This is a genomic window from Streptomyces sp. NPDC045968 (assembly GCF_056430475.1).
This window is the reverse complement of the sequence record NZ_JBWKLF010000010.1, coordinates 1-19,025: the sequence shown is the minus strand read 5'-3', so window position 1 is coordinate 19,025 and position 19,025 is coordinate 1. Positions and strand designations below refer to the sequence as shown.

Genomic DNA, 19,025 nt, shown 5'->3' with positions numbered 1-19,025 from the left:
GCTGTGGATCGGGGAAACCGGTGTGACGGGGTCACACCCTGTGAAAATGCGGAAGCTGCGGCGCCCGGCGTCAGGCCGGGCGACAACACGAGGTGCCCACGTCGGCCGTGGTGGCCGCCTTCCGCACGAGGTAGCGGTAACCGGCCTCCAGCTGGCTGTCGGGCCAGCACTGGGCGCGTTTGGCGCGGGCCTCCGCGGCGTCGGAGTGGACGACCGCCCGGCCGGCCGCCTGGGCCCGCAGCTGGATGGCGCAGGCGCTGTCGAGCAGTACGGCATGCATGACAGCCGCCGCCGCGGTGTGTCCGGCGGCCACGAGCCCGTGCTTGGGCATGAGGGCGGCGGGTGCCTCGCCGAGAGCCGTAGCGAGCTCCTCCCCCAGCTCGGGACTGCTGACGAGCCCTCCCGTCTCCCTGAACCTCGGCACATCCTCGCCCCCGAACAGGGCGCCCTCATGAGAGAACGGCAGGAGGGGCACACCGAGGGCGGCGAACGCGATGGCCGACACCGCGTGGGTGTGCACGCTGCAGTGCACTTCCGGGCGAGCGCGCAGCACCTCGAGGTGGATGTGGCACTCCTTGTGCGCGGTCCCGTCGCCGATGAGCACCTCGGCTTCGTAGGAGACGAGCTGCAGCCGGTCGTCGCGGACTTCTTCGAGGCCCCAGCCCGGGGCTTTGATCCAGATGCCGCGGCCGTCCGGGTCGCGTACGGCCACGTGCCCCCAGACCATGTCGCCCTGGCCGGCCGCGGCCAGAGCATGGGAGGCTTCCACGGCGAGACCGCGGGCCTGGGCGGGTGTCATGCGGTGGGCAGGGCGTCGTAGTAGCGGGCGGCGCCGGGGTGCAGGGGGATCGTGGTCCTGCCCATGGTGACGGGGTCGAGGGGGTAGGTGATGGGGCTGCGTTCCGGGGCCAGGTGCCGGTACTGCCCTTCGATGAGGTGCCGTGTCTCCCCCAGCACCCACGCGATGGCGTAGGCCACGTCCTCGGGCAGGTCGGCGCGGGTACAGACGAGGAAGTCTGAGAAGTCGAGGGTCCTGAAGGCCGTCCGGCCGGGGAAGTACTCGTCGTCGACGGCTGCCGCCGGCCAGCCGAAGTCGTCATGGAGGCTATCCAGGACGTCGTCCTCGACTTCGAGGAAGTTGAAGTGGCGGCCGATCTCCTGCCACGCGGGGAGCATGATCGCTTCGTGGACGATGGCGTTGGCCCGTCCCTCCGTCGCGTGGTCCAACGACTCGAACGGTCGCTCGTCCTCGAGCAGTTCGCCGCCCCAGCCGACTACGTCGACACCCGCACGTGTCAAAAGCTCATGGGCGGCCAGCCCCACGTGATTGACACCGTCGTGGACCGAGGTGGCGAGCCGCAGGGCAGGTTTGCTCTGACGCAGTTCGGCGAAAGTGGTGACACCGAGGTCCTTGTGCACGGCCACGACCAGGCGGTCCCGCTGCGGCACCACCCCGAGAGCGCGCAGGTCAGGGAAGAACTCGTCCGCGTAGACGCCGCGGCCGTCTAGCGCCGCGGCGGCGAAAGCCGTCGGTGTGGTGAGGGCGACCTGTACCTCTCCCCGGCCCACGGCCCGTACCGCGTCGCTGAAGCCCCTGCTGTTCCACGTGGCGATCCGGGTGTGGGGCCCGCAGCGGTCCGCGAGTTCCTGGGCGATCCATCCGCAGACCCTGTGCAGGTTCGCGGTCCCCCAGTCGCCGCGCAGATGGAGGGTGAGAGAGCGTTCGATCTTGGGCTCGGCCGGTCGGCCGGTCGAAACGGTGGAGGGACTCATGGCGGCTCCAGTCCTGAATACGAGGACTCATGTCCTGCTTTACGGTCAGCATAGAAGGCGAAACGCCAAGATGCGAGAGAGAGGGGTGCGTAAATCTAGGGCTATACCTCTAACACTAGAGTCATTTCCTTCACCCCTCCCGTCAAGCCACCCGTGACCCACCGCAGCTCGACGGGTGATACAGCTCTAGCTTTAGAGGTATGGTGGGTGGGTGAGCGAGCAAGAGCCCGAACGGCTACCCGATGACCTGATCCGCCTTGCGTGGACGCTGCACCGGGCGCTCCGCCAGCGCCAGACGCCGCCGACCGGCCAGTCAACTCGCCCGGTCGCCCAGGTGGAGGTTCTGCGCCTCATCGACAGCCGGCCGGGCATCAGCGTCCGCGAGATCGCCACCGCTCTGAGCATGCAGCCCAACAACGTGAGCACCCTTGTCACCCAGTTGACCCGCGACGGTTTCATCGACCGCCGTTCCAGCGCACACGACCGACGGTTTGTGGAGCTGCACCCCACGGGGAAGATGATCACAGCCGGCGACGAAGTCAACGACAGTCTGGGCAAGGCGATCACGGAGGCTCTGCAGCACTTGCCGGCCGGGGCCGAGCAACGCATTAGCGCCGCACTGCCTGACCTGTGGGAACTTGCACGCACCTTGGCCCCGACCCCGTAGGCGGCACCACCACCCGCAGGGGAAACCCCCAGTTCAATCAAGCCCGATACCTCTAGCCCTAAAGCTATACATACATAGCTTTCTCTGCTGCCAGGAAGCATCCCATGCCCTCTTCTCCCGACCACTCCGCGGTCACCACAGCCGCACGCCTACTCCGTACCCCTCAGGTGTGGCTCGTCCCGGCGGGGCTGCTCACTCTTGCTCTCTGCCTCATCACCCTGCTCTTCAACGGCAGCGTCGCCAATCCCGGCGCCGATCTCAGAGATGCTCCGATCGGCCTGGTCAGCTTGGACAAGGGCGTCTCTACCAAGGAGGCAGGGCACCAGAACGTAGGCCGTCAGGTCACGGCGGGCATCGCCGCGCAGACGCAGAAGCCTCACAGGTCGGTGGAGTGGAGGACCTTCGCCTCCCTCGCCGAGGCGAAGCAGGCGATCGGACGGAACGAACTGTTCGCGGCCGTCGTCCTGCCGCACGACTACAGCACCAAGATGCTCAGTCTCCTGGGCGCCGCCCCGGAGAAGCCGGCGGTCACGGTTCTCACCAACCACGGTGCGGGGTCCATGGCTTCCTCGATCGGTGAGCAGATCGCCGAAAGCGCCGTCCGTGGCGCCTCATCGGGAGCGGCGGCGGGCATCGTGCAGCAGGCCCTGGAGGCAGGAGCCACGGTTCCGGCCGCGAACCAGGCGCTTGTGAAGGACCCGGTGTCCATCACCACACAGGCTGGAGCGCCCCTCGGTGACCGCACGGGCCAGGGCATGACCGCATTCTTCTATGCGCTGCTGCTGATGATGTCCGGTTTCCTCGGAGCCAATCTCATCCACGCAACGACCGACTCCGCACTCGGCTACAGCGCGAACGAGTTGGGCCCCAAGAGGCATCTTGCCCTGCCGCAGCACATCAGCCGGCGCCAGACCCTCCTGGCCAAGTACCTCATCATGGTCGGCGCATCCGCCGTCATGTCCGCCGCGATCCTGGCTGTGTCCACGTTCGCTCTCCACCTCGACCTGCCGCATTCGCTGTTGCTCTGGGTGTTCGGCACCACTGCGGCTTCCGCGGTGGGCATCGGCACGCTCACCGTGCTGGCTGCCCTCGGCGGGCCGGGCATCGTCGCCGCGATGATCTTCTTCGTCGCGGCCGCGATCCCCACCTCGGGAGGCGCCATCCCCTTGCAGGCGATGCCTCCGTTCTGGCAGTTCCTGGCCCAGTTCGAACCGCAGCGGGCCATCTCTGACGGAACACGCGCCATCTTGTACTTCGACGCGCAGGGGGCCGCAGGACTCGACCGTGCCTGGATCACACTGGGCGCCGGCCTCCTGGCCAGTCTGCTGATCGGTTTCGGCGTGACCTGGCTCTACGACCGCAAGGGCTGGCACCGGATCCACCCTCACACGCTCACCCGGCTGCGTCAGTTCCTCCGCCATGACCACGACACAGCGCATGCCACCAGCACGACAACCGCCTGATCGCCAGAATCCCCACGCCGCATGGAGTGTGGGGCAGTCGCCGGCGAGCAGGGGACGGCACCGCCGGCGGCCACAGCCGACCCTCCAGAGGGTCGGCGAGTGATGCAGCCCCAGCCGACAAGCTCGGCTGGGGCTGGGTTCTTCTTCCGTGCTGGCTACGGCGGGTCGGCATGTCGGCCAACGCTTCTATGCGGCACGCGACGGCAGGCTGCTCCGGCTGCCATCAGGTCCCCGTACCGGCGTCCGCCGCAGCGGCACCGCTCCGGCCCCGGGGGCGCGTCTCGAGCTCACGCCCACCACCTGCTGATTCACTCGACTTTCGATGTTGTGTTGATCGTAGGGTGGGCCACCCGGGTGAGTGATGTTGGGAGCGCCAGAAGCACCCTCATCCCGAGCCTCGTTCTTGTCGCGCTATCCGTCGCCGCAGCGCTGGCAGTCGGGCGACGTTTCCGGACCGCCCGAGTTGCTCACGAGCCTGGTCGAGCTCCAGGCTCAGTTCGGCGGTGATCCGTCGCATCGTGGCACCCGGTGCTCTCCACCAAGACGATCGACTGGGACCTGATCGCTCATCAGTACGACCAGATCGTGAAGTACACCACCGCCCTGCGACTGGGCACCGCCGAGGCCGAGCAGGTCCTGCGCCGGTTCACCCGTGGAGGGCCGAAGCACCCGACGTACCGGGCGATCGAAGAGCTGGGCCGGGCGGTGCGGACCTCGTTCGTCTGTGACTACCTGGCCGACGTCGAGATGCGCCAGGAGATCCACGAGGGGTTGCAGGTGGTCGAGAACTGGAACTCCGCGAACAAAGACCTCTTCTACGGAAAGGGCGGTGACCTGGCCGGTACGGACAAGGAGTCGCAGGAAGTCAGCATGCTCGCGCTACACCTGCTCCAGTCGGCGCTGGTGCACGTCAACACGCTGCTGATGCAGGAAGTCCTGGCCGACCCGAAGTGGGCGGACAAGCTCACCGACGCGGACCGCCGGGCGCTGTCGCCGTTGTTCTGGACCCACGTGAATCCGTACGGCCGGTTTGAGCTGGACATGAACCGCCGCCTGGACCTGGACCTGGTCGCAGTGTCGGCCGTGCCCAGCCCGCGCAGTCCGCAAGAGGAAGCAGCCTCGGCCCCCGCGTGACACCGACCCGCAGGCCGCCGAGCCGTCCGACGCGACTCCAGTTCCCACGAGGCGTCCAATAGTTTATTTAGACTGATAGAGTTCGACTATGCCACGTCGCGCTCTCGACAACCCGATCGTTCTGGCAGTGCTCGGTCTCCTGCTCGAACAGCCCTCGCATCCGCACCAGATGCTTGCCGAACTGCGAAAACGCAGCGACAACCACGCGGCCGCGATCACGCGAGGCACGCTCTACAACACCGTTGCCGCCCTGACCGAAGCGGGATGGCTTGCGTCACAAGGCCAGCAGCGCTTGGGAAACCGTCCGGAGAGGACCGTCTACGCCCTCACGGAAGAGGGCCGCAACGAACTCGTACGACGGCTGGATTCCCAGATCCGCAACCCAGAGCGCGAGTTCTCGCAGTTCCTGGGCGCAGTCACCTATCTCGGTGCCCTCGGGACGAGCGGCGCGGTGGAGGCCCTGGTTGAGCGTGCCCAACGCCTCCGGCAACGCACGGCTGCCGATGAAGAACGCCTCGCGGAGGCCTTGGCGGCCGGCGTGCCCCGCATGCACGTCATCGAAGCTGAATACGCGTTGTGCCTCGCTCGCGCCGAAATGGCGTGGATCGACTCGGTCATCGATGACCTCCGCACCGGCTCACTGACGTGGCCGGCCGATTCGGCGACAACCTCCACACCTCCTGTAACGCCGAACCGAAAGGAATCGAACGCGTGACACTGACAACGCATGACGGCATGCATGACGGCATGCTCTTCGGGATCTACCCGGGCGGAGTCGCCGGTGATGACACCGGGGGTCTGGCCAGCGGCCTGCCCGATGACCCGGCCCTCGTGTCGAGTGCACTCGACCGCCTCCAGGGCCGCCCAGGCCGCCCGTTCCTGGTACGCGCCTACATAGGCTTCGACGACGCCACCCGCCTCGGCGAGCCACACGCGACCGCGGCGCCGGCCGCCGCAGCCCAATACGCCATCCGGGGGCGCCGCTTGGACCTGGTGGCGCAGTACCAGTCCACAGCCGGAGATGTCGACGGCTACTGCGACTTCCTGCGCGAGCTGGTCGAGCAGTACGGCGCGGTCACGAGCACGTTGCAAGTGACGGAAGAGCCCAACGTCACGTCGAACCCGACGCTGGACGGCTACTACCCGGCGGTGCACGAGGCGATCGTCCGTGGGGTTTCCGTCGTCAAAGCGCGAGCACGTGAACTCGGACACCCAGACCTACGGGTCGGATTCAACACCACTCCCCTCTTCGGGCCAGCAACCTCCTTCCTCACTGATCTGACCAACCTCGGGGGAGGAGACTTCATCACCGATCTGGACTACGTGGGCCTGGACTTCTTTCCCGACGTCTTCCAACCCGTTGACGCATCCGACCTCACGCACGCTGTCGAGGGACTGCTACGTCATCACCGCGACTCGGTACTGGCACCCTCCGGCTTGGGACACCTACCGCTGCACATCACCGAGCACGGTTGGCCTACCGGACCCGAACGCCACCCGCAGCGGCAGGCTGACGTCGTCGAGACCGTGGTGAATGTGATCGCCGCCCAATCGAAGCAACTCCACCTGAGCGGTTACACCCATTTTGCGCTGCGAGACGCCGACAGCGCCCAAACGGGACTGTTCCATCAATTCGGGCTCACCGCCGATGACTACTCTCCCAAGCCTGCCTTCGACACCATGAAGATGCTCGTCGAACGCTTCAGTGTCTGAAGGGATCGATGAGTGGGGGCAGGCTGCCCCCCGGGATCGCAGCCTGCCCACTCTCACAAACGACCCTTTCTCAGAGCAAGATCAAGAACAGTCGACGGAAGCGGTCCGGGTCGCGGATTCACTGTCACAACTCGTTCTCACTCAAAAGCGGAACTAGGCATGTTGTGGGAAATGTTTGTGACAGCATCCGGGGTCATGACGGGCCCTCAGATCACACTCACGTCCGAAGCGGACGACGTCGAGCGCCACCCCTGCCCACGCTGTAACGCTCAGCCAGGTTCACCCTGTCGCTCGCGCTCCGGTGCGGCTGCCGGGACGTACCACACCGGCCGCTTCACGAAGGTGCCCCGGCTCGCGAAACTCCTGCGTGTGCCGACACCCGCCGATCGCCGTCCCGGCCAGCCATGGCGGCCCGGCATCCCGGCGCCCGCGCCCGTCGACCCGGACACCCCGAGCGCGAACATCCGCATCGGTACGCCCGCTGTTCGACCCTCACCCAGGAACTCCAGACACAGCTCGACGCGCTCGTCGCCAAGCGCATTCCCAGGGACACGATCTTCTCGGAGAAGATCAGCACCCGAGTCCGGGTCCCCGCGCAGTTCGAGGCAGCCCTCACCGCCGCCCGAGAGATCAAGGCCCACGCCCCGCACTGCCGGGTGATCTTCACGGTGTACGAGATGAAGCGTCTCGGGCGCGATGCCGCGGAGCTGACCGCGCTCGCCGACCACCTCACCGCCCACGGCCTAATCCTGGAAATGCTTGCCGGACCCCTCCCGGGGATATACGACCCCAGCGGTCCGGGACGCCTGCTGTTCGGGTTCTTCGCGGCGATGGCGGAGACCGAGCGCGAGAACATCCGCGAGGCCACCCTCGAAGGACTCGACACGGCGGCCCGCAAGGGCAACCACGGCGGCCGGCCCCCGGTCATCACCGACGACATGCTGCACACCGTGCTCCGCCGCCGCGCGAACGGCGAGACCGTCGAGGACGTCCAGCCCGACCTGACCATCCCCACCGGCCGCCGTAAGGGACAGAGCCCCAGCCTCTCCAGCATCTACCGGGCGCTGGCTGAGCACGAGAAGACCCAGGCGTACCCGGAGGCCGTCGAGGCGGCGCACGCCGACTTCGCCGCCCTCCAGCAGCGCGAACGCAGACCCAAGTAGTTACTCAGCGCTACACGCCACCTGGCGGTAGCTATACGAGAACAGGGCCTCTACGTGCGGTTCTGCGCTCGCTGGCGCTACGCCTCCGTGCAGGCCCGGCAGGACCATGCCGACGGGAGCATGGTCTATCAGGTCGCCGTGGACCTGCGTGGCGACACCACGGTCACCGTCCGGCTCTACCCCTGGCCGCAGCCCGGACTCCGCGCGGCCCATGGGGCACCGCTGCAACCGGGCGCCGGCCGCTGAGAAGGGTGGGCCCTACACCTCGATGTAGGCGACCACCACGACGGTCCGCAGCGCGGTCACCCAGTACAGGAGGCGCACCCGCTCGATGTCGTCGGTGTACTGGCGCAGCCGGGGGCCGGCGGTGTCTGCGGGGATCAGTTCACCGACGTCGGGGTCGACGGAGACGACGACCAGGGCGCGGTCCAGGGCGTGGATCTCCGCCTCGCTGGTCAGGTTCTCCAGCTGCTTCGCTGCGGAGTCGGAGAACGCGATCTGGGCGCGGCGCGGGCGATTCTGTGGGGTCATCAGGCGACGGCCGGGCGCTGGGCGGCGAGGCGGGCGAGGTGGGTCTCGCGCAGCTCCTCCCACGGTGTGCAGTCGTCCACGGAGGGCAGGCCGTTGGCGGCGATGTCCTCCAGGACGGCGGCATACTGGTCCGCGTCGGCCCGGGTGCGGGCGGCGTACGCGCGCACCGCGTCGGCGGCCGCGGGCTCCAGCTGCTGCCGGGCGGCGGTGTCAGCGGGGGCCGGCTGGTCGCTCATCACGTAGCTCCTGGGCAGTCGCGGGTCGTGGGTCACCACGGTATCGCCAAGGTGTGCCGCCGGACTCCGGTACGGACGGACCGGAATCCGGCCCAGCAGGTCAGGACGGAGCGCCCACCACCACCAGGGACCCGTCCTTCGTCTTCGATGCCATCGTTTGCCGACACTCAGGCAGTAGTTCCAGTGAGCACGTCGACGGCGTGGCGGCGGTGGGCTGCGAAGAGGTCGAGAGCGGTGTCGGTGTCGCGGGCGCGCAGTGCGGTGACGAGTCCGTGGTGCTCGCGCGGGATGCAGTCGAGGTAGCCGGCGGTGCTGCGGCTGATCCGGGTCAGCAGGAACAGGTGGACCTGGCAGCGTATGCCGTCCCAGGCGTCGGCGAGGCGCTGGTGTCCTGCGGCGGCGAACACCGCGTCGTGGAAGGCGATGTCCAGGCGCACCATCTCGTGCGCGTCGCCGGCCCGCTCCATCATGTCGGCCGTCTTCGCGATGGACGCGAGGTCCTCGTCCGAGGCGTGGGCGATGACCTGGCGGACGGCGAGGTCCTCCAGTGCGCCGCGCAGGCTGTCGAGCTCGGCTACGTCGTCGGCGGACAGCGCCGTCACCGTGGTGCCCCGGTGCCAGGCGCAGTGCACCAGGCCTTCGCGTTCCAGCAGCCGCAGCGCCTCGCGTACCGGGCCGCGGCTGACGTCCATCTCGCCGGACAGCTCCACCTCGCGCAGCTGCTCGCCCGGGGCGTAGGCCCCGTTGAAGATGGCCTCGCGGATGCGGTCCGCGACTTCGTCGGCCAGGCCCCGGCGGCGGGCCGGGGCTACCTTGCCCTGATCACCCATGTCCGGATTGCACCTCCTCCACTAATGCCCTAATGTTAACATTCGGATGTTGTCGTGATGTAGACATTAGGACAAGTCGAGCGGTTGGCCCAGGGGCGGCGCCGCTCCCCGGCAGAAGGGCAGTGCCATGACCGTTCTCGACTCCCCGATCCCCCGCTTCCACCTGGCCGTGCCGGTCGACGACCTGGCTGCCGCGCGCCGCTTCTACGGCGACGTCCTGGGCCTGGAGCAGGGCCGCAGTGCGGACACGTGGGTGGACTGGAATCTGCACGGCCATCAGTTCGTCACGCACCTCGCGCCGGAGCGCGCGCAGCGCATACACAACCCGGTCGACGGCCACGACGTACCCGTGCCGCACTTCGGTCTGGTCCTGACGATCCCGGCCTTCCAGGAGCTCGCCGAGCGGCTGCGGGCGGCGGGCACCGAGTTCGTCATCGAGCCGTACATACGTTTCGCGGGCCAGAAGGGCGAGCAGTGGACGATGTTCCTCCTCGACCCGGCCGGCAACGCGCTGGAGTTCAAGGCGTTCGCCGACGACTCGCAGGTGTTCGCCGCCTGACCGGCGGCCGGCACCACCCACCCCCACACGCGAAAGACGGGACGAGCTCATGAAGGTGTTCCAGATCGGCGCCGCCGGAGGAGTCGGCCGCCGCCTCACTCAACTCCTCACCGCACGCGGTGACTTTGTGACCGGCATGCACCGCGGGCCCGCTCAGGGTGAGACGGTGCGGGCGGCCGGCGGGACTCCGGTGGTCGGTGATCTCATCGCCGACTCGGTCGAGGATCTGGCCGGCAAGATGCGCGGCCATGACACCGTGGTCTTCTCGGCCGGCGCACATGGCACCGGTCAGGACAAGACGACCCTGATCGACGGCCGTGGCCTGGAGAAGGCCGCCGACGCGGCCGCGCTGGCCGGGGTGGCGCGGTTCGTCCTCGTCTCGGTGTTCCCCGACGCGCTGCGCGACGGGACACGTAGTGAGGGCTTCGAGCACTACATCAAGGTCAAGAAGGCCGCCGACGTCTATCTGGCGCGCACCGATCTGGACTGGCTGATCGTCCGTCCCGGAACCCTTCTGGACACCCCCGGCTCCGGCCGGGTGACCGCCGGTCCTGCCGTCGAGTACGGCGACGTGCACCGCGACGACGTCGCCGCGTTCCTCGACGCCGCCCTGCACGCTCCGGCCCTCAGCCGCGTGATCGTCGAGCTCACCTCCGGTGACACCCCCGTCGCGGACGCCGTCACCCGCCTCGCGGCCGCCTGAGCTCACACCCGCGCCTCAACCACAGCACCATCAGCAAGGAGAAGCACCATGACCGCCATCGATTCCTACAGCCACGACGTCTCCGGTGAGAAGGAGTTCGGTTTCGCCCAGGCCATCAAGGTCGGCGACACGATCTACGTCTCCGGGCAGCTCTCGCACGATGAGCAGGGAAACTTCCTCTACCCGGGCGACTTCGACGCCCAGCTGAAGCAGTCCTACGCCAACTTCGAGAAGGTGCTCGCCCACTACGGCGCCACCCGCAACCAGGTCGTCTCCGAGACCCAGTTCATCGTGGACCTGCCGAAGTACAACATGGCGATGGCGGCGGCGAACCTGGCCTACTTCGGCGACCACCGCCCCACCAGCTCCACGATCGGCGTCGCCACGCTGTTCTTCCCGGGCCAGCTCATCGAGGTCAACTTCGTCCTCGACAGCCGCCTGCCGGCCTGATCATGCGCGTCGTCATCGCTGGAGGGCACGGCAAGATCGCCCTCATCCTGGAGAAGCTCCTGGCCGAGCGCGGCCACTCGGTGGCAGGGCTCGTACGGAACCCGGCCTACGCCGATGACCTTGCCGAGGCCGGCGCCGAGACCATCGTGCTCGACCTGGAAAAGGCCACGGTGAGCGAGCTCGCCGAGCATCTGGCCGGCGCGGACGCTGTCGTCTTCGCCGCCGGCGCCGGGGCGGGCAGCGGATCGGCCCGAAAGGAGACCGTCGACCGCGACGCGGCGGTCCTCCTCGCGGACGCCGCCGAGGCTGCCGGAGTCGGCCGCTACCTGCTCGTCTCCGCCATGGGCGACCACCTGCGGGCCGACCCGGCGGACTTCGAGCAGGAGTTCGGCATCTACATGCGGGCCAAGGCCGCCGCCGAGGACGCCATCCGCGCCCGGAGCAACCCCCGGGCGACGATCATCCGCCCCGGCCTGCTCAGCAACGAGCCCGGCACAGGACGGGTGGACCTCGGTGACCGCACCGGCACCGGCCCGATTCCCCGCGCCGACGTCGCCGCCGTCCTGCTCGCCCTCCTCGAAGACCCCCGGCTGGACGGCCGGACCGTGGAGGTCATCGGCGGCCCCACCCCGATCGTGGACGCCCTGGCCACGCTCGCCGGCGCCTGAACACGTTCCGGACACCAGGAAGGGCCAGGTCAGCCGCCGAAGGCGGCGGCCAGGCCCGACCGGGACAACCAGCACACCACCATGAAAGAAGACTCAGCCGTGAGTGCCCTGTTCACCCCCCTCAAGCTGCGCTCCCTCCAGATACCCAACCGCATCTGGATGTCCCCGATGTGCATGTACTCCGCCGCCCCCACGGGCCTGGAGACCGGCGTGCCGACGGACTTCCACCTCACCCACCTGGCCTCCCGCGCGGCCGGCGGCGCGGGCCTGGTGATGGCCGAGGCCACCGGTGTCCGCCCCGACGGACGGATCAGCCCCTTTGACCTGGGCCTGTGGAACGACCACCAGCAGGAGGCGTTCGCGCGGATCACCCAGGCCATCAAGGCCCACGGCTCTGTCCCGGCCATCCAGCTCGCGCACGCCGGCCGCAAGGCTTCCGTCGACAAGCCCTGGCTGTCCGACCGGGCCCTGCCCGAGAGCGAGGGCGGCTGGCAGACGGTGGCGCCCAGCGCGGTCGCGTACGACGGCCTGCCCGTCCCGCACGAGCTGACCGTGACCGAGATCCAGCAGCTCGTAGCCGACTTCGCCGACTCCGCCAAGCGCGCCCTGGCCGCCGGCTTCCAGGTCGCCGAGGTCCACGGCGCCCACGGCTACCTCATCAACTCCTTCCTCTCCCCGGTCTCCAACCACCGCACCGACGCCTACGGCGGCAGCTTCGCCAACCGCATCCGCTTCGCCCTGGAGGTCGTCGACGCGGTGCGGGCCGTGTGGCCCGCCGAGCTGCCGGTCTTCTTCCGCACCTCGGCCACCGACTGGCTGACCGAGAACCCCGAGGACACCCGCGAGGGCTGGACCGGTGAGGACACCGTCCGCCTCGCCAAGGAACTGACCGCTCACGGCGTCGACCTGCTCGACGTCTCGACCGGCGGCATGGTCCGCGACGCGAAGATCGCCGCCGGGCCGAACTATCAGGTGCCGTTCGCCGCCCAGGCCCGCAACGAGGCCGGCATCCCCACCGCCGCCGTAGGCATCATCACCGACCCCCACCAGGCCGAAGAGATCATCACCTCCGGGCAGGCGGACGCCGTCCTGCTCGGCCGTGAACTGCTGCGCGACCCCTACTGGCCGCAGCACGCCGCCCTCGCCCTGGGCGCCGAGCCGCGCTGGCCCGACCAGTACGCCTACGTCGTCAAGCGCCGCAAGCACTGAACCCTGGCTCGGCCTGCTCCGCACCCGGCCGTCCAGCCCTCACCAGGGGCCGACGCGCCGCCCCCTCTCACTGGGAGATCCCCATGAACAACCTTGAAGGCAAGGTCGTCATCATCACCGGCGCCTCCTCCGGCATCGGCGCCGTCAGCGCCAAGGCCCTCGCCGCCCGCGGCGCCACAATCGTCGCCGCCGCCCGCGGCCAGGAAGACCTCGACCAGCTGGTCACCGACATCGAAAAGGCCGGCGGAACGGCCATCGCCCGCCTCACCGACGTCACCGACGCCGCCGACATGCAGGCACTGGCCGACTTCACCGTCGACACCTACGGGCGCATCGACGTCCTCGTCAACAACGCGGGCCTGATGCTCTTCTCGTACTGGAAGGACCTCACGCTCCAGGACTGGAACCGCATGATCGACGTGAACATCCGCGGCTACCTCAACGGCGTCCACGCCGTCCTGCCGGTGATGCTGCGCCAGAAGTCCGGACACATCCTGAACATGGACTCCGTGGCCGGTCACCAGGTCGGCGACGGCGCCGGGGTCTACAGCTCCACCAAGTTCTTCGTCCAGGCCATGACCGAGTCCATGCGCAGGGAACTCAGCGTCCGCGAAGGCATCAAGGCGTCCACGATCAGCCCCGGCGTCATCGACACCGGCTGGGCCGACAAGGTCACCGACCCCGCCGGACGCCAGGCCGCCCAGGAACTCAACGCCATCGCCATCAGCCCCCAGGCCATCGCCGACGCCGTCGTCTACGCCCTCGACCAGCCCGCCGACGTCAACGTCAACGACCTGATCATCTCCCCGACTCGCCAGAACTGGTGACACGGGGCTCCCGTCCCCCGCACGACAAGCAGCGAAGACGGCGGGCGGCCGCCACACGGTCGCCCGCCACCCTGAAACGTGAAGGCCACCCCGCCATGGCACGAGCTCGGCCTTCACCAGCTCCGCAGATGACATATGGGCTGTCGTACGACGGTTCAACAGGCCGCCCGACTGGCACCCGGCCATCCAGGACAGTGCCACCGTCGAAGGCGAGAGCAAGTTCACGCCCGGCGCGATCCGCGTCCTGACCGGCACGGACGGCCGGGAACAACTTGTGGCCCCGGCCGACGCCCGACGGACCTTGACCCACGAGATTGTCGACGCGCCGCTGCCGGTCAGCGGATACCGAAGGAGATGCACGATGCCCGAGCGCAGCAGAGTCCTGTTCGTGACCGACCTCGCCTACCAGGCCCGGGGGCGGCGCTACTGCGACGAGGACATCTTCCTGACCTCCCGACTGCGCGACGGCTTCGACATCGCCCTGTGCCACCCGCTGGATGCCGCCGCGCTGATGGACGCCTTCGACGTGGTGGTGGTCCGTAACAGCGGGCCCGTGCTGCACTACCAGAAGGAGTACGACGCCTTCCGGGAGCAGGCCATCGTCCGTGGCATCCGGGTCTACAACCCGCTGTCCGGCCGCAGCGACATGGCCGGCAAGCAGTACCTGCTCGACCTGACCACCGCCGGATACCCGGTCATCCCCACCATCGACCGGCCCGAGAACCTGCACCTACTGCCCGAGGCAGGCCAGTACGCGGCCAAGCCGAAAGCGGGCGCGGACTCCATCGGCCTGACCTTCATGCCCCGAGAACAGCTGAGCGGCCTCGCTTACGGCGACATCCTGGTCCAGCCGCGCATCGACTTCCGCTACGAGGTGTCCTTCTACTACGTCGACGACGCCTTCCAGTACGCCAGACTTAGCAACACTGCAGGTCACGAAGAGTGCTCCCCGCGCCCTCGGGGATGGTCCCATCAACAACTGGACGTCGCAGATCGAGACGGCTAATTAGTCGAGCGAAAGCCGTAGCGACCACAAGAGGCAGAGAGGTAACGGGGGGCTGCCAGGGGCCGCCCGGGGCGGTTGTTCCGTCACTGGCGACACCGACGACGACGACGCCGCGGCCGCCGCCGCCCGCGAGGCGGAGCTGCGCGAAGCGGTGCGGATCGCTGCCCGCGCCGACGAGCTCCAGGCGCTGCCGCCCTGGCCGCCGTCGACGAGCTGGAGCGCGGCCTGCTCGGGCAGTTGGCCGACTGGCGGCAGTCGATCGGCGAGCTGGGCCGCGCGCTGACCACGGCAACTGAAGGCCGACCGCTACCCGGCTGGTCCACCAACGCCGGCCGCACCGAGGACATCGGGTGGCGCCAGGCCCGCACCACGCTGCTCGAGGCCGTCGCACTCTCGGCGGGTAGCTGGAGCTCCCAGATACCCGTAAGGGGCGCTTCAGGGGCGCGGTCATCCCAGAAGGCTGCTCGGTCAGCGCCGGCCGCCGCCGATTCGGCGGTCGTCGGCCAGTCCGGTAAGCGGGCCGAACTCGCGGGCAAGCTGGTTCCACGTCAGAACCTCGCCACAGCGGGCCGGGAACTCCTTCGGGTTGAACTCGGGCATGGTCCAGGTGCCAGTGCCCCGGTCCCGCAGCCACAGGTCCCCGTCACCGTCGACCACAGTCGGCGGGACCGGTACGGGCTCGGCCTGATCGATGGGCTCCCAGGTGACCCGGCCCGGGTGGGAAACGCGGCGCAGCTCGGTGGTGGCCAGCCGTGCGGCCACGTCACGGGTGGACTCTTCGGCGTCCTTGACCGACGCGAGTCGGAATGCGTCGTCAAGTACGGGCAGGGCTGGATTCTTGCTGCGCTTTGAACTCATACGCTGACTACCTCCGGTGGGGGGTGTCACATCCGTTATGGCACCCCGTAGAGGATCACGGTATCCGAGGCGGGAGCCGGGCCGGCTACGACCACTGTCTAGGTGGAGGCGCTGGCACACCGGGCGGTGGGGCTAAAAGAGCGTTTTGTCCCGGCCAGGGCGTTTGATAACTCGGGCGATGCCAGCCGCTTGGGGTGGCCTGTGCCGGCGTGTGAGGATCCGCTTGTGGAGTGTGATGTGTGCGGGCGGTCGATGTGGCGGTGGCCGGTGCCACCGACGGTCTGGGAAGAGGAGATTTGGTCCTGTCCCTGGTGCCATGCGGCCACCCATGTGGGCGGTGAGTGGTTTGAGATTTCGCGACCGCCGTATCTGCCCCTGGGGATGCGCTGGGAGAAGGCCGTCGCGGATGGCCTTGCCTCTGGTGTCTCCCACGCGTTCGGCATCTTCGACAAGACGCTGTGCGGCATCCAGGAAACCGGCATGTCGCCGTCCGACCACTGGTGGCTCCCGGAACGGGAAGACGCCTGCGGCGCCTGCCGGGAAGCGGCGGATGTCATCGATGACCGCTGGCCGCAGGCGATGAGGGGAGAGAACGCGCGCGTCAGCGTGGCGCGGAGGCTATGAGTCCTTCCAGTTCGGAGTCGACTCTCGGGTGAGCCTGCGGCTCATCAGGTCGATCATCGCGAGGCGGATCATCGCTTCGGAGCGGTGGGGGTGGGTTTCGTAGTCGCGGGCGAGGCGGCGGTGATGCATGAGCCAGCCGAAGGTCCGCTCGACGACCCAGCGCCGCGGGATCACCTTGAAGCCCTTCTGTCCCGGGTCGCGACGAGTGACTTCGACATCAACGCCCAGGCGGGCGCCGTGGTCGACGACCGTGGTGCGATAGCCGGTGTCGGCCCAGGCCTTCGTGACGCGGGGGTGGCCTGCGGCGATGTCCGAGAGCAGATGGATGCCGCCGGCGTTGTCGGAGACGCTGGCGGCGGTGACCAGCACGGTCAGGAGAAGGCCGAGCGTGTCGACGCCGATGTGACGTTTGCGGCCCGCGATCTTCTTGCCCGCGTCGATGCCCTGGCCGGCCGCGGGCACGTTGGCCGAGGTCTTGATGCCCTGGGCGTCGAGAACGCAGGCGCTGGGCTCGGCATCGCGGCCTTCGGCCTTCCGCACCAGGCGCCGCAGGAGACCGTTGAGCTGGTCGAAGACCTCGTCCTTCTGCCAGGCGGCGAAGTATCCGTAGACGGTTTCCCATGGAGCGAAGTCGTGCGGCAGATACCGCCATGGGATCCCGGTCCGGTCGACGTAGAGGATGGCGTCCATGATCCGGCGCAGGTCGTGCTCGGGCGGCCGGCCGATGTCCAGGCCCTTCCCTCTTCGCTCGGCCCGCCAGGCCGTCAGAGTTGGTTCCAGCAGTTTCCAACGGGCATCGGACAGGTCGCTCGGATACGGTCGCTGTCGACGAGGCATGTTTCTGTAATACCGATGACCGCCGTCCCGCTACAGGGCGCAAACCGGCGTGAGCGGGAGCGTGTTGGGATCAGACAGGAGCGAAGGGGTCGAAACAGACTCCCAAAGGCCGTCATGTTCCTCACCTGCCACAAGAGACATCTACTGCCTCAGCCAACCCGAAGCAGTCCGCCACCTGAACTGCAATGAAGCACCCCGAGTGGGATAAAACGCTCTTTAAGACGTCGTTTCATATGGCGTGATCGTTCGTTGAACCGAGCATGACGGATCTGGTTGAGCGGCTGGCGCCGGACGAGTTGTGGGTGCTGTTTCGGCGGGTAGTGCCGCCGACGAAGGTCATACGTCCGCAAGGGGGCGGTCGCCGTCGGGCGGGTGACCGTGAGGCCCTGGCAGCGATCATCTTCGTGGCTACCTCGGGCTGCACCTGGAGGCAGCCGCCACCCGTGTTCGGTCCGAGCTGGCAGACGGTCTACCGGCGCTTCGCCCAATGGACCCGAGCCCGCGTCTGGGCCCGGCTCTACCGTGTCGTTCTCGACGAACTCGGTGCCCGCGGCGAGCTGGACTGGTCGCGGTGCGCTATCGACTCCGTCAGCATCCGGTCCACAAAGGGGGGCCTCTGACAGGACCGAATCCGACCGACCGTGGCAAGTTGGGATCGAAGATCCACCTGATCACGGACCGGAACGGACTTCCTCTGTCACTGGGCATCTCCGGCGCCAACATGCATGACAGCCAGGGCCTCGAACCGCTCGTGCGGGGTATCCCGCCGATCCGTTCCCGACGCGGATCACGACGGCGGCGCCCGGCGAAACTACATGCGGACAAAGGCTACGACTACGACCACCTGCGCAGATGGCTCCGCAAGCGCGGCATCCGGCACCGCATCGCCCGCAGAGGAATCGAGTCCTCACAGCGGCTCGGTCGGCATCGATGGGTAGTCGAGAGGACCGTGTCCTGGCTGGCCGGCTGCCGTCGGCTCCACCGCCGCTACGAACGCAAGCCTGAACACTTCCTGGCCTTCGTCGGCATAGCCGCAGCCCTCATCTGCCACCGGCGTCTGGGCAAGACGTAACGCTGACGACGGCAATGATCCAGCTGGATACGCTGGCCTGTCGTGATCAGCTGAAAGGTTCCGCGATGAGTCAGTACTTCGACATGGGCAACGAGACACTGTGGAACCCATCCAATGGGGTCTCCCGCATGTTCCAGCGCCAGGTAGCGGTCTTCGAAGCAGAGCTGGATCTCCCATCGGGCATCGGGTCGAGGGAGAACGACGAGTGTCATATCAGCCCCGATACCTTCGAAACCTTCGTCAATGCCCTCCTGGCGAAGCACCGGAGCGCGAGCCACTCCGTCTGGCTTGCGCTCGCCGAAGGTTTCACTGCCACAGTGCTCGTTCTTGCAGAACGCGCCGCGATCGAGGTGGACTGGGCACGACACGGAGCCGCCCCGGAAGGCCCGCTCCAAGACGTGCAGGTTTCCACCGTCACTGGGATGTCCGCCCCTGCGGAGGGCGCAGCCTGGGCTGCGGGCCTGCGCGAGAAGGCACGGGAGCTGGGACGGCGCATGCCCCGCTGACCAGAGCAGCCGCGTTCGACGAACCGATCGCAATCCCCCACCGCTGCTGCCCGCCATAAGAAACGACGTCTAAGACCGTGTCCTACGTGGTGAGGCGGTCATTGGGCTCATCATGGGGCGGGGTACGTGGAGTTGGATTGTTCCGGACGGACTGTGGGAGATCGCGAAGCCGTTGATCCCGGCGTCGAAGGTGCGG

22 protein-coding genes and 5 pseudogenes are annotated in these 19,025 nt (G+C 68.1%); 20 read left to right on the top strand and 7 right to left on the bottom strand.

Translation table 11 applies throughout. From position 1 onward, the window contains the following. Window positions 1-70: 70 nt before the first annotated feature. On the bottom strand, window positions 71-799 hold the full coding sequence (locus tag AC07FA_RS26725; RefSeq protein ID WP_479078855.1) for a class II aldolase/adducin family protein: 729 nt from the start codon (window positions 797-799) through the stop codon (window positions 71-73). Next, window positions 796-1,773 (bottom strand): TAXI family TRAP transporter solute-binding subunit, encoded by a 978-nt coding sequence (locus AC07FA_RS26720; RefSeq protein ID WP_479078854.1) that lies wholly within the window; start codon window positions 1,771-1,773, stop codon window positions 796-798. The genes AC07FA_RS26725 and AC07FA_RS26720 overlap by 4 nt, the downstream gene beginning before the upstream one ends. Before the next feature lie 211 nt (window positions 1,774-1,984). Here AC07FA_RS26720 and AC07FA_RS26715 point away from each other — a divergent pair, with 211 nt between their 5' ends. From AC07FA_RS26715 to AC07FA_RS26680, 8 genes and pseudogenes are all read left to right on the top strand, one after another. Further along, a complete protein-coding gene (locus AC07FA_RS26715; protein ID WP_479078853.1) occupies window positions 1,985-2,440 on the top strand; it encodes a MarR family winged helix-turn-helix transcriptional regulator in 456 nt (151 codons plus the stop codon). Window positions 2,441-2,544: 104 nt separating this feature from the next. Continuing rightward, the gene (locus AC07FA_RS26710; protein ID WP_479078851.1) at window positions 2,545-3,903 is read left to right on the top strand and encodes a DUF3533 domain-containing protein; all 1,359 of its coding nucleotides are present in this window, start codon (window positions 2,545-2,547) and stop codon (window positions 3,901-3,903) included. Between the two features lie 525 nt (window positions 3,904-4,428). Then, a pseudogene (locus AC07FA_RS26705) lies at window positions 4,429-5,037 on the top strand (Tn3 family transposase); the annotation flags it as partial. Between the two features lie 88 nt (window positions 5,038-5,125). Next, window positions 5,126-5,752, top strand: coding sequence for a PadR family transcriptional regulator (locus tag AC07FA_RS26700; RefSeq protein WP_405683784.1), 627 nt, complete (start codon window positions 5,126-5,128; stop codon window positions 5,750-5,752). A 32-nt stretch (window positions 5,753-5,784) separates the two neighbouring features. After that, window positions 5,785-6,750 (top strand): hypothetical protein, encoded by a 966-nt coding sequence (locus AC07FA_RS26695; RefSeq protein ID WP_479079140.1) that lies wholly within the window; start codon window positions 5,785-5,787, stop codon window positions 6,748-6,750. Window positions 6,751-6,909: 159 nt separating this feature from the next. Next, a pseudogene (locus AC07FA_RS26690) lies at window positions 6,910-7,071 on the top strand (zinc finger domain-containing protein); the annotation flags it as partial. Between the two features lie 83 nt (window positions 7,072-7,154). Continuing rightward, entirely contained in the window at window positions 7,155-7,913 is a 759-nt protein-coding gene (locus AC07FA_RS26685; RefSeq protein ID WP_479078850.1) for a recombinase family protein, read from the top strand. A 54-nt stretch (window positions 7,914-7,967) separates the two neighbouring features. Next, window positions 7,968-8,159 carry a hypothetical protein gene (locus tag AC07FA_RS26680; protein ID WP_479078849.1) on the top strand — a complete coding sequence of 64 codons (192 nt, stop codon included), beginning with the start codon at window positions 7,968-7,970 and terminating at the stop codon, window positions 8,157-8,159. Between the two features lie 12 nt (window positions 8,160-8,171). On the opposite strand, the gene AC07FA_RS26675 is transcribed toward AC07FA_RS26680, so the two are convergent. From AC07FA_RS26675 to AC07FA_RS26665, 3 genes are all read right to left on the bottom strand, one after another. After that, entirely contained in the window at window positions 8,172-8,444 is a 273-nt protein-coding gene (locus AC07FA_RS26675) for a hypothetical protein (RefSeq protein ID WP_479078847.1), read from the bottom strand. Further along, window positions 8,444-8,680: a hypothetical protein gene (locus tag AC07FA_RS26670; RefSeq protein ID WP_479078845.1), complete on the bottom strand. Its 237-nt coding sequence runs from the start codon at window positions 8,678-8,680 to the stop codon at window positions 8,444-8,446. Before AC07FA_RS26670 ends, AC07FA_RS26675 begins: the two co-directional genes overlap by 1 nt. 167 nt (window positions 8,681-8,847) lie before the next feature. Next, window positions 8,848-9,510 carry a GntR family transcriptional regulator gene (locus tag AC07FA_RS26665; protein ID WP_479078844.1) on the bottom strand — a complete coding sequence of 221 codons (663 nt, stop codon included), beginning with the start codon at window positions 9,508-9,510 and terminating at the stop codon, window positions 8,848-8,850. A gap of 127 nt (window positions 9,511-9,637) precedes the next feature. On the opposite strand from AC07FA_RS26665, the gene AC07FA_RS26660 reads away from it, so the two are divergent. The 8 genes and pseudogenes from AC07FA_RS26660 to AC07FA_RS26625 form a co-directional block, all read left to right on the top strand. Beyond that, window positions 9,638-10,069, top strand: coding sequence for a VOC family protein (locus AC07FA_RS26660; RefSeq protein ID WP_479078842.1), 432 nt, complete (start codon window positions 9,638-9,640; stop codon window positions 10,067-10,069). Window positions 10,070-10,118: 49 nt separating this feature from the next. After that, complete coding sequence (locus tag AC07FA_RS26655; protein ID WP_479078840.1) at window positions 10,119-10,772, top strand: NAD(P)H-binding protein; 654 nt, start codon at window positions 10,119-10,121, stop codon at window positions 10,770-10,772. A 48-nt stretch (window positions 10,773-10,820) separates the two neighbouring features. Then, the gene (locus AC07FA_RS26650; protein WP_479078838.1) at window positions 10,821-11,222 is read left to right on the top strand and encodes a RidA family protein; all 402 of its coding nucleotides are present in this window, start codon (window positions 10,821-10,823) and stop codon (window positions 11,220-11,222) included. 2 nt (window positions 11,223-11,224) lie between these two features. Beyond that, entirely contained in the window at window positions 11,225-11,890 is a 666-nt protein-coding gene (locus tag AC07FA_RS26645) for an NAD(P)H-binding protein (RefSeq protein ID WP_479078836.1), read from the top strand. 99 nt (window positions 11,891-11,989) lie between these two features. Next, complete coding sequence (locus tag AC07FA_RS26640) at window positions 11,990-13,099, top strand: NADH:flavin oxidoreductase/NADH oxidase (protein ID WP_479078834.1); 1,110 nt, start codon at window positions 11,990-11,992, stop codon at window positions 13,097-13,099. A gap of 83 nt (window positions 13,100-13,182) precedes the next feature. Beyond that, window positions 13,183-13,926, top strand: coding sequence for an SDR family oxidoreductase (locus tag AC07FA_RS26635; RefSeq protein ID WP_479078832.1), 744 nt, complete (start codon window positions 13,183-13,185; stop codon window positions 13,924-13,926). Between the two features lie 133 nt (window positions 13,927-14,059). After that, a pseudogene (locus tag AC07FA_RS26630) lies at window positions 14,060-14,275 on the top strand (SRPBCC family protein); the annotation flags it as partial. Window positions 14,276-14,287: 12 nt separating this feature from the next. Beyond that, window positions 14,288-14,839: pseudogene (locus tag AC07FA_RS26625) on the top strand (ATP-grasp domain-containing protein); the annotation flags it as partial. 561 nt (window positions 14,840-15,400) lie between these two features. Here the strand turns inward: AC07FA_RS26625 and AC07FA_RS26620 are convergent. Continuing rightward, complete coding sequence (locus AC07FA_RS26620; RefSeq protein WP_479078831.1) at window positions 15,401-15,790, bottom strand: hypothetical protein; 390 nt, start codon at window positions 15,788-15,790, stop codon at window positions 15,401-15,403. A gap of 102 nt (window positions 15,791-15,892) precedes the next feature. Between AC07FA_RS26620 and AC07FA_RS26615 the strand changes: the two genes are divergently transcribed. Further along, the gene (locus tag AC07FA_RS26615; protein ID WP_479078829.1) at window positions 15,893-16,414 is read left to right on the top strand and encodes a hypothetical protein; all 522 of its coding nucleotides are present in this window, start codon (window positions 15,893-15,895) and stop codon (window positions 16,412-16,414) included. Here AC07FA_RS26615 and AC07FA_RS26610 read toward each other — a convergent pair. Continuing rightward, window positions 16,409-17,251, bottom strand: a complete 843-nt coding sequence (locus AC07FA_RS26610; protein WP_479078827.1) for an IS5 family transposase — start codon at window positions 17,249-17,251, stop codon at window positions 16,409-16,411. The two genes, AC07FA_RS26615 and AC07FA_RS26610, sit on opposite strands and share 6 nt — an antisense overlap. Window positions 17,252-17,511: 260 nt before the next feature. On the opposite strand from AC07FA_RS26610, the gene AC07FA_RS26605 reads away from it, so the two are divergent. The 3 genes and pseudogenes from AC07FA_RS26605 to AC07FA_RS26595 form a co-directional block, all read left to right on the top strand. Next, window positions 17,512-18,323 (top strand): IS5 family transposase gene (locus AC07FA_RS26605; RefSeq protein WP_479078825.1). Its coding sequence is split into 2 segments (ribosomal slippage): window positions 17,512-17,854 and window positions 17,854-18,323, totalling 813 coding nucleotides; the frame shifts between segments, so codons are not numbered across the junction. Between the two features lie 14 nt (window positions 18,324-18,337). Beyond that, the gene (locus AC07FA_RS26600; protein ID WP_479078823.1) at window positions 18,338-18,829 is read left to right on the top strand and encodes a DUF6086 family protein; all 492 of its coding nucleotides are present in this window, start codon (window positions 18,338-18,340) and stop codon (window positions 18,827-18,829) included. 112 nt (window positions 18,830-18,941) lie between these two features. Next, window positions 18,942-19,025: pseudogene (locus AC07FA_RS26595) on the top strand (IS5/IS1182 family transposase); the annotation flags it as partial.